The organism is Wenyingzhuangia fucanilytica (genome assembly GCF_001697185.1).
Classification (GTDB): domain Bacteria; phylum Bacteroidota; class Bacteroidia; order Flavobacteriales; family Flavobacteriaceae; genus Wenyingzhuangia; species Wenyingzhuangia fucanilytica.
Genome location: NZ_CP014224.1, coordinates 2,640,122 through 2,653,425, shown reverse-complemented (window position 1 = coordinate 2,653,425; position 13,304 = coordinate 2,640,122). Strand labels below are relative to the sequence as shown.

The following is a 13,304-nucleotide window of genomic DNA, read 5'->3' as shown; positions in this document are numbered from 1 at the left end:
TAGTGATAGATTAAAGGAAAATAAAAGAATTAGGTATAATTCAAAATAAATTTAAATATGGAAAATCTTTTTGATATTAAAGACAAAGTAATTGTTATTACTGGTGGCGGTGGAGTTTTAGGAGGTCAAATGGCAAATTACTTATTAGGTAATGATGGGGTTGTTGTAATTTTAGATTATAAACAAGATATTGTAGATGCTGCTATTACAAGACTTAAAAAAATGAGTGCTAAAGTAGATGGTTTTGTTTGTAATGTAATGGATGAGGTTAGTCTACAGGGTGTTACTGATGAAATTTTAGCGAAGTATAAAAAAATTGATGTATTGATAAATGCAGCAGGAGGAAATATGCCAGGGGCTACTATTGGGCCAGATCAAACTATTTTTGATGTTAATATTGATCACTTTAAAAAAGTAGTAGATTTAAATTTATTTGGAAGTATTTTACCTTCAATCATTTTAGGAAAAGCAATGGCAGATGCTAAAAAAGGAGCGATAATAAATATTTCTTCTATGACAGCTCAAAGTGCTATTACAAGAGTTGTAGGTTATTCTGCTTCTAAAGCAGCTATCGATAATTTTACAAAATGGTTATCTGTTGAATTAGCAACTAAATTTGGTGAAGGATTAAGGGTGAATGCAATTGCTCCTGGATTTTTTATAGGAAATCAAAATAGAGCTTTATTAACCAACGAAGATGGTTCTTATACCGAAAGAGGGAATACAATTATTCAAAACACACCAATGAAGCGTTTTGGTGAAGCAGAAGAATTAAATGGAGCTATTCATTATTTATGTTCTGACGCCTCTAAATTTGTAACAGGAATTGTAGTGCCTATTGATGGAGGGTTTAGTGCTTTTAGTGGAGTATAATTAATACCATGTGTAAATTGAAAAAAACTTTATTTTTTTTGTTAAGTCTTGTGTTTGTACAATTTTATGCACAGCAAAATAAAAATGTTTTGCTTTTGTGTATTGATGATTTACGACCAGAATTAAAATCTTTTGGAGCAGATTATATTATTTCTCCAAACATAGATGCTTTGGCAAAAAGAGGAGTTACTTTTTATAATCACTATGTAAATGCTCCTAGTTGTGGACCTTCACGTTATACGTTATTAACAGGGACTTATGGTAGTGCTGGTAATGATGCACTTTTTAAAAGAGCTGAAAAAATTAAAAGGAATAATACAGTTAACCCTAGCATGCCAGAATGGTATAGAGCAAATGGATATACCACCATATCTTTAGGTAAAGTCTCTCATCACCCAGGAGGTTTAGGAGGAGAAGATTGGAACGATCCAAATAAAATTGAAATGCCTAATGCTTGGGACAAAAGTATGATGCCTGTAAAAGAATGGGAACATCCTAGAGGTACTATGCATGGTTTGGCTCATGGGGAGATTAGAAGTAAGGTTAAAAAAACGACGGATGTTTATCAATCGGCTAAAGGAGAAGATACTATTTATCCTGATGGAAACATTACAGAGAAAGCGATTCAAGAGTTAGAAGGGTTAAAAAATGCTAAAAACCCATTCTTTTTTGCTGTAGGACTTATAAAGCCTCATTTGCCTTTTGGAGCTCCAAAAAAATATTACGATATGTATGATGGGATTCAAATTCCTGAAATACCTTCTCCAAATAAACCTAAAAATCCTACAACATGGCATAAATCGGGAGAGTTTTTTCAGTACAATACTTGGGGGAAAGATCCAAGAATAGACAAAGAGTTTGCTCAAGAAGTTCGTAAACATTATGCAGCTTGTGTAACGTATGTAGATGCTCAAGTAGGGAAAATATTAAATACACTAGAACAAACGGGTTTATCTAAAAATACTATTGTGGTGTTATGGGGTGATCATGGTTGGAGTTTGGGAGATCATAATATTTGGGGAAAGCACAGCTTGTATGAGGAAGCATTAAAATCTCCATTCATTATTGTTGATCCAGGGATGGATAATAAAGGAAAGATTACTAAGGCAATTGTAGAAACCGTAGATGTTTTTCCAACTTTGTGTGAGTTGAGTAATTTGTCAACTCCATGTTTTGCTCACGGAGTTTCTTTACAAAATATATTAAAGAATCCTCTTGATAAAGGGCATGTGGCTTATGCTTACAAAACACATCAAAAAACCATAAGAACCAATCAATATAGATTGGTGCTACATAAAGATGGAGGTCAAGAGTTATACAATCATGAGGTAGATCCTTTTGAAACTAGAAATATAGCATCAGAAAATTCAGCTTTGGTAAGAGAATTAACAGAGATGTTAAGGCAAAAAGAATTAAAACAAAATCATACAAAATAAATGGAACAAACATGGAGGTGGTACGGACCTAATGATCCGGTGAAGTTATCAGATATAAAACAAGCGGGAGCAACAGGGATTGTTTCTGCATTGCATCACATTCCTAACGGACAAGTATGGACTAAAGAAGAAATTTTAAAAAGAAAAGAAGCTATTGAGTCTACAGGGCTTACTTGGTCTGTAGTGGAGAGTATTCCTGTACATGAAAACATAAAAACACGCTCAGGGAAATATAAAGTTTACATAGAAAACTATAAGGAAAGCATTCAGAATTTAGCAAGTTGTGGAATTCACATTGTGTGTTATAATTTTATGCCTGTGTTAGATTGGACTCGTACCGATTTAGATTTTGAAGTTGAAGATGGTTCCCGTGCTTTGCGTTTTGATGTAACTGCTTTTGCTGCATTTGAATTGTTTTTATTAAAAAGACCTGGAGCAGAAAAAGATTACACTGTTGAGCAACAAAAGAAAGCAAAAGTATATGTGGATGGGTTAACAGATGAACAAAAACAAAAGTTAATCAACAATATTATTGCAGGTTTACCAGGGGCAGAAGAAGGATATACTCTAGATCAGTTTCAAACTATTTTAGATACTTATAAAGAGATTGATGCGCAACAACTAAGAGAAAATTTAGTTGTATTCCTAAAAGAAATTATTCCTATAGCTGCTCAAAATGAAGTGATGATGTGTATTCATCCCGATGATCCTCCTTATGCTATTTTAGGATTACCAAGAGTGGTGAGTACAGAAGAAGATTATGCTTATTTGTTTGAGCAAGTGCCAAATATTGCAAATGGAATTACTTTTTGTACAGGTTCTTTAGGAGTAAGGGCAGACAATAATTTACCTCAGATTTTTAAACGTTTTGCAGATAGAGTTCACTTTTTACATTTAAGAAGTACACAGAGAGATGCAGAAGGGAATTTTTACGAAGCCAATCATTTAGAAGGTGATGTAGATATGTTTGATATTATTACAGAAGTGGTTCAAGAAGAAAAGAGAAGAATTGGCGAAGGAAGAAAAGATGCTATCATTCCTGTACGTCCGGACCACGGTCATCAAATGTTAGATGATTTACATAAACAAACAAATCCTGGATATTCTGGAATTGGTCGTTTAAGAGGTTTGGCAGAAATAAGAGGTTTAGAATTCGGAATTAAAAGAAGCTTAGCTTAAAACCAAAATTTAAGAGATAAAAAAAGGGCAGTTGTTATATAACAACTGCCCTTTTTTAGGTAATTAGTTTTATATGAATATTTTTTCAGTACTAGTTCTCGATACAATTTTTCGTTCCTCAAAATTACTCGAACAGACAGTTTGATTAAAATTTACAGAACAGAGTGGCGTAAATTTGTATCGAGAAGTCATTTAAATAAATTTTCCTTTAATATCCTTTAACTGAATTTGTAGCGCTTTGGTAGAAACTTGAATTTCTATGAATAATAAGGTTAAAGAAAGCATCATACAACAAAGACTGATGATAAAAACAACATCAGCAGTAATATGCATTTCTAAAAATAAAAGCAGCATGGTTAATACAGCTCCCATAAAACTTAAAATAGCAAAACCTTGAGTAGCTCTAATTAAGGTTAATCTTCTACTCAATATTTTAATTTGATCCCCTATGTTTTTTTCATGAGAATCTTGATATTCTTTATGTAATTGTCTAATTAAAGATGCAATAGCCAAATAACGAGCATTATATGCCAACATTGATAATGAAATGGCAGGGAATAACAAAGCAGGAATGCTCATAGATAAATTCATGTTCAAAATATTTTAAATTTCACCATAAAAATACAAAGAATATGATAGTTCCTTCTTCTTTTTGATAAATAGGACAATCTATTGTAATTAATCATTTACAATTCATCATTAATAATTAGCTTTTAATATCTTTGCCACTTCTAAAAATAAAAACACATGAAAGCAGGTATTGTAGGATTACCAAACGTTGGGAAATCAACATTATTCAATTGTTTGTCTAACGCAAAAGCGCAAAGTGCAAACTTTCCATTCTGTACTATTGAGCCAAATATTGGAGTAGTAAATGTGCCAGATCCAAGATTAGAAAAATTGGAGTCTTTGGTAAACCCAGAAAGAGTAGTGCCTGCAACTGTAGAGATTGTTGATATTGCTGGATTGGTTAAAGGAGCAAGTAAAGGAGAAGGTTTAGGAAACCAGTTTTTAGCAAACATTAGAGAAACGGATGCTATTCTGCATGTATTGCGTTGTTTTAATGATGATAATATTGTGCACGTTGATGGTTCTATCGACCCAATTAGAGATAAAGAAACTATTGATATTGAGTTACAATTAAAAGATTTAGAAACTGTTGAAAAACGTTTAGAAAGAGTTAAAAAATTAGCAAAAACAGGAAATAAAGATGCTCAGGCTGAATTTGATGTTTTAGATAGAATTAAAACGTCTTTAGAGGCGGCGGTTTCAGTTCGTGCGTTAGAGTTTTCAGAGAAAGAATTAGAATATGTTAAACCATTACAGTTCATTACTATTAAGCCTGTAATGTACGTTTGTAATGTTGATGAAGACGCTGCTGTTGATGGAAATGAATATGTAGAGCTGGTTAAAGAAGCTGTAAAAGATGAAAGTGCTGAGGTATTGGTTTTAGCGGTTGGTACAGAAGCAGATATTAACGAGTTAGAAAGTTTTGAAGAGCGTAAAGAGTTTTTGTCTGACATCGGTTTAGATGAGCCTGGAGCAGCTAAATTAATTCGTGCTGCTTACAAGTTATTAAACTTACAAACTTATTTTACTGCTGGTGTAAAAGAAGTTAGAGCTTGGACCATTAATATTGGTGATACTGCGCCACAAGCAGCTGGAGTAATTCATACAGATTTTGAAAAAGGATTTATCCGTGCAGAGGTAATTAAGTATAATGATTATGTTGCTTTAGGAAGCGAAGCCAAAGTAAAAGAAGCAGGTAAATTATCTGTAGAAGGAAAAGAATACATAGTACAAGATGGAGATATGATGAACTTTAGATTTAATGTCTAATTTTCTCCAATCATAAAAAAATAAAAGCCAATTCATCATTTTTTGAATTGGCTTTTTTAATATCTATAATAATGAAAAAAATATCAGAAAATACTGTTGGGGTTCTTGTTGCATTGCTAGCAGTATTCCTGTTTTCGTCAAAAGCAGTTATTGTAAAATTAATTTATGAATTTGAGGTGCCTACAGTTCATGTTTTATTAATGAGGATGTTATTAGCATTACCATTTTATGTAGGAATGCTTGTTTTTAATAAAAAAGAAAAGAAAGTTGGGTTAGAAAGAAAACATTATTTATGGCTTTTATTGTTTGGAGTTATAGGGTATTATATTGCTAGTTTTTTTGACTTTTATGGACTAAAGTTTTTATCAGCTAGTCTAGAAAGAATTATTTTGTTTGTATATCCTACACTAGTAGTGATTCTTGGAGCTTTGTTTTTAAAAACAAAAATTACCAAGCAACAGGTTTGGGCAATTGTTATTACTTATTTTGGTGTTATTTTAACTTTTGCCTCAGAATTACAAATCAATCATAACGATCATTTGTTTTTAGGAGCTGGACTTATTTTTATGAGTGCATTAACCTATGCGTCCTATTTGGTGGGGAGTGGATGGTTAATTCCAAAATTTGGAACTGTTCGTTTTACTTCTATAGCTATGATTATTGCTTGTAGCTCTGTGATTGTACATTATTTAATTACTGATAGACAATCATTTTTAAACTATCCAAGTCAAGTGTATTGGTATCAGTTAATTATGGCTGTTTTTTGTACAGTATTACCATCGTATTTAGTGTCTTATGCCATTCAAAAGTTAGGAGCTTCTAAATTTGCCATTATAGGTAGTATAGGGCCAGTATTTACTATTTTATTAGCTACAATTGTTTTAGGAGAAAGTATTACTTTTATACAGTCAATAGGAGTTGTAATTGTAATTTTGGGAGTAAGAATTGTTTCTAAAAAAGAACGATAATAGCGTTAAAAAACTGTTGATAATTCAATTTTATCTCCTGTCGGTAAAGGCGAATAAAACCTTAAATTTAACAAGAACCTAAATCAGAACTTTGTTTATGAGTCAAGAAACAAAATATACAGAAGATAACATACGATCGTTAGACTGGAAAGAGCATATCCGTATGCGACCAGGGATGTATATTGGTAAGTTAGGAGACGGGTCATCGCAAGATGATGGAATTTATATTCTAATTAAAGAGGTGATTGACAACTCTATTGATGAGTTTGTGATGGGGACTGGTAAAACCATTGAAATTTCTGTAAAGGATGAGGTGGTTAAAATTAGAGATTACGGACGTGGAGTTCCTTTAGGAAAAGTTGTAGATGTAGTTTCTAAAATGAATACAGGAGGAAAGTACGATTCTCGTGCTTTTAAAAAATCTGTAGGATTAAACGGAGTAGGTACCAAAGCAGTAAATGCTTTGTCTAGTAATTTTTCTATTCAATCTATCCGTGACGGACAAACCACCACAGCAGAGTTTGAAAAAGGAGAGTTAATTCATCAAACTCCGCTAGAAGCAACGACCATACGAAGAGGAACTAGAGTTATTTTTCATCCAGACCCAAGTATTTTTGTGAACTATAAGTTCCGTAGTGAATACGTCATTAAAATGATAAAAAACTATGTGTATCTAAATCCAGGTTTGACCATCGTTTTTAATGGTGAAAAATTTATTTCAGAAAACGGATTGAAAGATTTGTTGGAAGAAAATATTCACGAAGACACGTTAGCATATCCTATTATTCATCTTAGAGGAGATGATATAGAGATTGCCATGACACATAGTAAAACACAATATAGTGAAGAGTATCATTCTTTTGTAAACGGACAACACACTACTCAAGGAGGGACACATCAAAATGCGTTTAGAGAAGCAGTGGTAAAAACCATTAGAGAATTTTTTGGTAAAAACTTTGAAGCTTCGGATGTTCGTAAATCTATTGTAAGTGCCATTGCCATAAAAGTAATGGAACCTGTTTTTGAGAGCCAGACCAAAACCAAGTTGGGGTCTACCGAAATGGGGGGAGATTTACCAACGGTAAGAACTTATATCAACGATTTTGTTAAAACCAATTTAGATAATTATTTACATAAAAATCCTACTACTGCCGAAGCCATTCAGCGTAAGGTAATGCAGGCAGAAAAGGAGCGTAAAGAGTTATCTGGTATTCGTAAAATTGCTAGAGAACGCGCTAAAAAAGCAAGCGTACACAACAAAAAATTACGTGATTGTAGAATTCATTTAGCGGATTCTAAAAAAGAAGGACATTTAGATACTTCTTTGTTTATAACAGAGGGAGATTCTGCAAGTGGATCTATCACTAAATCTCGTAATGTAAATACTCAAGCCGTATTTAGTTTAAAAGGAAAGCCTTTAAACTGTTATGGATTGACTAAAAAAATTGTGTACGAAAATGAGGAGTTTAACCTCTTACAAGCAGCCTTAAATATTGAGGATGGAATAGAAAACTTACGTTACAACAATGTAATTATTGCTACAGATGCCGATGTAGATGGAATGCACATCCGTTTGTTGTTGATTACATTCTTTTTACAATTTTTTCCAGAGGTCATAAAAGAAGGACATTTGTATATTTTAGATACACCGTTGTTTAGAGTTAGAAATAAAAAAGAAACTATTTATTGTTATTCCGAAGAGGAAAAACAAGCAGCCATAGAAAAGTTAACAGGAAAAGCAGAGATTACTCGATTTAAAGGATTGGGAGAAATTTCGCCTGACGAATTCCAACATTTTATTGGAGATAATATACGTTTAGATCCTGTAATGTTAGACAAAGAACAGTCTATAGAATCTATGTTAGAGTTCTATATGGGTAAAAATACACCAGACCGTCAAGATTTTATTATAGATAATTTGAAATATGAGTTGGATATCATAGAGGAGAATTAGATATTACAAAAAATCATTTATTTAAAGAAGTAAAACATAAATACCAGTTGCAACTATATGCAAGACGACATCAACAATAACCAAGAAGAAAACGAATTTGAAAATCATAATAAGGTAGAAAGTCAAGAGACCATTACCAAAGTTACAGGAATGTACAAAGAGTGGTTTTTAGATTATGCTTCTTATGTAATCTTAGAACGTGCAGTACCAGCCATTGCAGACGGTTTTAAACCAGTGCAAAGACGTATTATGCAATCTATGAAAGATTTGGATGATGGACGTTACAACAAAGTAGCTAATTTGGTAGGGCACTGTATGCAGTATCACCCACATGGAGATGCTTCTATTTCTGATGCCATGGTGCAAATTGGGCAAAAAGAATTGTTGATAGACATGCAAGGGAACTGGGGAAATATTCTTACAGGAGACCGTGCAGCAGCAGCTCGTTATATAGAAGCTCGTTTGTCAAAATTTGCTTTAGAAGTGGTTTTTAATCCTAAAACTACGGATTGGCAAGCTTCTTATGATGGTCGTAGAAAAGAACCTATCAATTTACCTGTAAAATTCCCAATGTTGTTGGCGCAAGGGGGAGAGGGAATTGCAGTAGGGTTATCAACCAAAATATTACCTCATAACTTTAATGAGTTGATAGATGCTTCTATTAAAATATTAAGAGGTAGAAGTTTTACCTTGTTTCCAGACTTTTTAACAGGTGGAGTAATTGATGTGACCAATTATAATGATGGTGCTAGAGGAGGGAAAGTTAGGGTAAGAGCCAAAATTTCTCAACTTGACAAAAAAACATTGGTGGTGAACGAAATTCCGTTTGGAACCACAACTTCATCATTGATTGAGTCGATTTTAAAAGCCAATGACAAAGGAAAAATTAAAATCAAACAAATAGAGGATAATACCGCTAGAAATGTTGAAATTTTAATTCATTTACCACCAGGAGTATCGCCAGATAAAACCATTGATGCTTTATTTGCCTTTACCAATTGTGAGGTTTCTATCTCTCCTTTGTGTTGTGTTATTCAAGACCATAAACCTGTGTTTATTGGGGTGTCTGATATTTTAAAAATATCAACTAATAATACCTTACATCTGTTAAAACGTGAGTTAGAAATTCAGTTAGGTGAGTTACAAGAAAAATGGCATTTTGCATCCTTGGAGCGTATTTTTATAGAGAATAGAATTTATCGTGATATTGAAGAAGAAAGCACTTGGGAAGGGGTGATTTCTGCTATAGATAAAGGATTAAAACCTCATGTATCTCATCTAAAAAGGGCAATTACAGAGGAGGATATTGTTCGCTTAACAGAAATAAGAATTAAACGTATTTCTAAGTTTGATATTGATAAAGCAAAACAAATTATAGAAAGTTTAGAAGATGAAATTGCTAAAGTGCAACATCATTTAGAAAACTTAATTGAGTTTGCTATCGATTATTTTAAGAGTTTAAAAGAAAAATACGGGAAAGAAAAACCTCGTATGACAGAAATTAGAACTTTTGATGATATTGAAGCGACAAAGGTGGTGATGAGAAATGAGAAGTTATATGTAAACAGAGCAGAAGGTTTTGTAGGAACTTCTTTAAAGAGAGATGAATTTGTGTCTGATTGTGCAGATATTGATGATGTAATTGTGTTCCGTAAAGATGGGACTATGATTGTAACCAAAGCAGCTCAAAAAACATTTGTTGGAAAGGATATTATTCATGTAGCCATCTTTAAAAAAGGAGACAAGCGCACTATTTATAACATGATGTATCGTGATGGTCGTTCAGGACCAAGTTACATGAAACGTTTTAATGTAACTGGAGTAACAAGAGATAAAGAGTACGATTTAACAGCTGGAAACAAAGGTTCCGTAGTTTGGTACTTTACAGCCAATCCAAACGGAGAAGCGGAAACAGTTTCGGTTGAATTAAAACCATTAGCGGGATTAAAGAAATTAAAATGGGATATAGACTTTTCTGATTTAATGATCAAAGGGCGTTCTTCTAAAGGGAATTTAATCACCAAATATCCTGTTAAGAAAATTGAATTTAAATCTGCAGGAACTTCTACATTAAAGCCACGTAAAATTTGGTTTGATGATGCTGTACAACGTTTAAATGTTGATGGAAGAGGAGAGCTGTTAGGGGAATTTACAGCTAAGGATAAATTATTAGTTGCCACACAATCTGGAAAAATAAAAACCATTACTCCAGCATTAACTACGCATTTTGAAGATGATATGGTAGTATTAGAAAAATGGGAACCAAACAAGCCTATTTCTGCCATTTATTACGAAGGTGAAAAAGAAAAATATTACGTAAAACGTTTTGTGATTGATAGTCCAGATAAGGAAGAATTGTTCATTAGTGAACATCCTAAAACCCAATTACAAATTGTAGTTACGGATTATAGGCCTAATGTTGAGGTAATTTTTAGCAAACGTAATTTAGATAATTTGGTTGTAGATTTAGAAGATTTTATAGCTGTTAAAGGAATAAAAGCTTTAGGAAATCAATTAACTGATGACAAAATAAAATTGGTAAATAGACTAGAGCCATTACCATATAGTCCTGCTGAAGATGAAATTGAGGTAGCCGATGAAGAGGAAGTAAAAGGTGATCAGCCAACGTTGTTTTAAAATTATTCCAACCTCTTAAAAAAAGTAGTTTTGTAATTTGGTAATAATTCTGGATGACAAATTTTAATAAAATCTTTTAGAATTAAATCCGGACGTAAAGCACCTAATTCAAAAAATATTAGACCACCAGTTTCGCCAACAGTATTTGTATAAGTATAAATATTGTTGGTGGTAAAAGGTTTAAAGCTTGTGTAATGTTTGTTGATACCAGCAAGTGCTTTTTTGTTAATAGCATAACCAGGAGCAAACCAAAAATCAGCATCTTTAGCTTTAATAAATACTTCTTCAAATTGTAAAGCCAAACTACCGGTACTTTCTGTATTTTGCCAGTAATAATTGGTTTGTGCATCTTTCATAATTTGCGCTACATAACTATCACCTGCGGGAGTGTACCAAATATCGTTGTAGATTCCTCCGTATAAAACCTTAGGTTTAGAAATATTTTTAGGAATGGTTTTTAAAGCTTTTTGATAACTATCAACAATTTGATTAAAAACCAAATCAGCCTCTTTTTCTTTGTTTAAAAACAGGGCAAAAAACTTAATCCATTCTGCTCTACCCAAAGGAGTTTCTTCAAGCCAACTAGCATCAATTACAATGGGGATTCCAGCTTTTTTTAAAGTAGTAAAGTTTTTGTTTACATTGTTTACAGCAAAGGCAAAAAGAATATCAGGATGTATGTCCAAAACCATTTCTGTGTTCATATGTTCTTCATGCCCAATATCTATAATGCTTCCGTTGTCTATTAAAGCTCTTGTTTTTGGAGAAGACACAAATTTTGTGTTTGGATATCCTTTTAATAAAGTTTCACTATTTAGCGCTTCTAAAACAGGAATTTGAGTAGTAGATGTGGCTATAATTCTTTTTAATGGAGTATTGATCACTATCTGATTTGGATGGTTTGCTTTGATAAGTGTATCTCCTTTAATAATGATATATTCATAGGGTGTTGTAGCCTCTTTATAAGGTGTTTTTACAATAACTTTGATGTATTTATCATGTTTTTCATATTCAAACCCTTTGGCAAATTTTGGTTTTATAAGCGCATTGTTTTCTGTTTTTTTATTTGTCTTAGGTTGACATGCAATAAGGGTACATAAAATAAATAGAGGAGTAAAAAACTTCATGTTTAAAGAATTTGATATTGATTGGTTTGGGTATCTATTTTTACAATAGTTCCATAAGGGATTTTAAAATCAAAAGAATCTTGTAAGTCTGTTTGGGTGATGTGTGCCAATATACTTCTGATAACTCCCGCATGAGTTACTATGGCTGTGTAATCATTTTTAATTTGTTGATAAACAGAAATAGTTCTTAAATATAAATCCATGTAACTTTCTCCATTTGGTACAGCTACGTTTACAAAATCTTTCATCCAAGGATCAATTTCTTCTTGTGGTATTTTGTTCCAATCCATCAATTCCCAATCTCCAAAATCTATTTCTTTAAGATTTTCATCTGTAGAAAAATTAGGATTTATTTTGTTTGCTAATTGTGTACACCTTAATAAAGGGCTGCTAATAACATGTTGAATAGGATGATTTTTTAGTTTAGAAAGTAAAAAATCAACTTCATCATTAAAGTTATCTGGTAGAGGAATATTTGCTTGTCCGTAGCAGATTCCCTTTTCAATATCAGGAGTGGTGTGTCTTATTAAATATAAAATCATAGAATAATTAATAAGCTTAAATAGAAAATAACTTCTGTAATTTGTTGGGTAGCACCGGCACAATCACCTGTATGACCTCCAATCCATTTGTGAAAATATTTTGCCAACATATACTTGGCAATCATCACAGGGATAAAAGCGAGAAATACATAAATATTTAAAAAGAAAATCAAGGGAATAATGGTAAAGATTCCACTAATAATAACATCTTTTAGTTGGATACCAACAGCTGATGGTTTTATTTTACTTTTATCAATATCTTGCACATAAGGTTCGGTATAAATAAGTGTGGTAGCAGCAAATCTACTAATTGCGTGTCCAGCAATTAAGGCAATAATACACGTATGAATATTGAATTGAGATAATGCTTGAAATTTAATTGCTAACAATAAACCCAAGCCAACAATTCCATAGGTTCCAACCCTAGAATCTTTCATAATGGTTAAGATTTTTTCTTTGGTCCAACCACCACCAAAACCATCGCAAACATCAGCAAAACCATCTTCGTGAAAAGCACCAGTAATCCAAATGGTTCCTGCTATGCTTAATAATATAGAAATAGCATCGTTAAAAAGAAATTCGGCTATATAAAACACCAAGGCTCCAAAAAGACCAACAATTATACCTACCAAAGAAAAGTAGCGGCTACTTTTGGTTAAAATTTCTGGAGAATGATCTATGTTTTTAGGACAAGGAATTCTTGTGAAAAACATTACTGCGGTAAGAAATATTTGAATTTCTTTTTTCAT

General features: G+C 32.6%; 11 protein-coding genes. 7 read left to right on the top strand and 4 right to left on the bottom strand.

The window, feature by feature from the left end; genetic code table 11:
* The first annotated feature begins 57 nt into the window (after window positions 1-57).
* From AXE80_RS10640 to uxuA, 3 genes are read left to right on the top strand one after another with little or no spacing between them, the layout of a single operon-like run.
* Window positions 58-873, top strand: coding sequence for an SDR family oxidoreductase (locus AXE80_RS10640; RefSeq protein ID WP_068827105.1), 816 nt, complete (start codon window positions 58-60; stop codon window positions 871-873).
* 17 nt (window positions 874-890) lie between these two features.
* Entirely contained in the window at window positions 891-2,309 is a 1,419-nt protein-coding gene (locus AXE80_RS10635) for a sulfatase (RefSeq protein WP_237340609.1), read from the top strand.
* Window positions 2,310-3,488: a mannonate dehydratase gene (gene uxuA / locus AXE80_RS10630; RefSeq protein WP_068827101.1), complete on the top strand. Its 1,179-nt coding sequence runs from the start codon at window positions 2,310-2,312 to the stop codon at window positions 3,486-3,488. It begins immediately after the preceding gene.
* 192 nt (window positions 3,489-3,680) lie between these two features.
* Here uxuA and AXE80_RS10625 read toward each other — a convergent pair whose 3' ends face one another.
* Window positions 3,681-4,079, bottom strand: a complete 399-nt coding sequence (locus AXE80_RS10625; protein WP_068827099.1) for a DUF2721 domain-containing protein — start codon at window positions 4,077-4,079, stop codon at window positions 3,681-3,683.
* A 156-nt stretch (window positions 4,080-4,235) separates the two neighbouring features.
* On the opposite strand from AXE80_RS10625, the gene ychF reads away from it, so the two are divergent.
* From ychF to AXE80_RS10605, 4 genes are all read left to right on the top strand, one after another.
* On the top strand, window positions 4,236-5,327 hold the full coding sequence (gene ychF / locus AXE80_RS10620; RefSeq protein ID WP_068827097.1) for a redox-regulated ATPase YchF: 1,092 nt from the start codon (window positions 4,236-4,238) through the stop codon (window positions 5,325-5,327).
* 71 nt (window positions 5,328-5,398) lie between these two features.
* The gene (locus AXE80_RS10615) at window positions 5,399-6,295 is read left to right on the top strand and encodes a DMT family transporter (protein WP_068827095.1); all 897 of its coding nucleotides are present in this window, start codon (window positions 5,399-5,401) and stop codon (window positions 6,293-6,295) included.
* Between the two features lie 97 nt (window positions 6,296-6,392).
* Complete coding sequence (locus AXE80_RS10610; RefSeq protein ID WP_068827093.1) at window positions 6,393-8,249, top strand: DNA topoisomerase IV subunit B; 1,857 nt, start codon at window positions 6,393-6,395, stop codon at window positions 8,247-8,249.
* A 57-nt stretch (window positions 8,250-8,306) separates the two neighbouring features.
* Complete coding sequence (locus AXE80_RS10605) at window positions 8,307-10,886, top strand: DNA gyrase/topoisomerase IV subunit A (RefSeq protein WP_068827091.1); 2,580 nt, start codon at window positions 8,307-8,309, stop codon at window positions 10,884-10,886.
* Window positions 10,887-10,888: 2 nt separating this feature from the next.
* Here AXE80_RS10605 and AXE80_RS10600 read toward each other — a convergent pair whose 3' ends face one another.
* From AXE80_RS10600 to AXE80_RS10590, 3 genes are read right to left on the bottom strand one after another with little or no spacing between them, the layout of a single operon-like run.
* Window positions 10,889-12,013 carry an ABC transporter substrate-binding protein gene (locus AXE80_RS10600; RefSeq protein ID WP_068827089.1) on the bottom strand — a complete coding sequence of 375 codons (1,125 nt, stop codon included), beginning with the start codon at window positions 12,011-12,013 and terminating at the stop codon, window positions 10,889-10,891.
* 2 nt (window positions 12,014-12,015) lie between these two features.
* Window positions 12,016-12,555 (bottom strand): alpha-ribazole phosphatase, encoded by a 540-nt coding sequence (gene cobC / locus AXE80_RS10595; RefSeq protein WP_068827087.1) that lies wholly within the window; start codon window positions 12,553-12,555, stop codon window positions 12,016-12,018.
* Window positions 12,552-13,304, bottom strand: coding sequence for an adenosylcobinamide-GDP ribazoletransferase (locus AXE80_RS10590; RefSeq protein ID WP_068827085.1), 753 nt, complete (start codon window positions 13,302-13,304; stop codon window positions 12,552-12,554). Before AXE80_RS10590 ends, cobC begins: the two co-directional genes overlap by 4 nt.

Bases quoted from the DNA above. Each gene is read 5' to 3' on its own strand.
- AXE80_RS10640 (WP_068827105.1), top strand. From the start codon at position 58: ATGGAAAATCTTTTTGATATTAAAGACAAAGTAATTGTTATTACTGGT.
- uxuA (WP_068827101.1), top strand. From the start codon at position 2,310: ATGGAACAAACATGGAGGTGGTACGGACCTAATGATCCGGTGAAGTTA.
- AXE80_RS10625 (WP_068827099.1), bottom strand. From the start codon at position 4,079: ATGAATTTATCTATGAGCATTCCTGCTTTGTTATTCCCTGCCATTTCA.
- ychF (WP_068827097.1), top strand. From the start codon at position 4,236: ATGAAAGCAGGTATTGTAGGATTACCAAACGTTGGGAAATCAACATTA.
- AXE80_RS10615 (WP_068827095.1), top strand. From the start codon at position 5,399: ATGAAAAAAATATCAGAAAATACTGTTGGGGTTCTTGTTGCATTGCTA.
- AXE80_RS10610 (WP_068827093.1), top strand. From the start codon at position 6,393: ATGAGTCAAGAAACAAAATATACAGAAGATAACATACGATCGTTAGAC.
- AXE80_RS10605 (WP_068827091.1), top strand. From the start codon at position 8,307: ATGCAAGACGACATCAACAATAACCAAGAAGAAAACGAATTTGAAAAT.
- AXE80_RS10600 (WP_068827089.1), bottom strand. From the start codon at position 12,013: ATGAAGTTTTTTACTCCTCTATTTATTTTATGTACCCTTATTGCATGT.
- cobC (WP_068827087.1), bottom strand. From the start codon at position 12,555: ATGATTTTATATTTAATAAGACACACCACTCCTGATATTGAAAAGGGA.
- AXE80_RS10590 (WP_068827085.1), bottom strand. From the start codon at position 13,304: ATGAAAAAAGAAATTCAAATATTTCTTACCGCAGTAATGTTTTTCACA.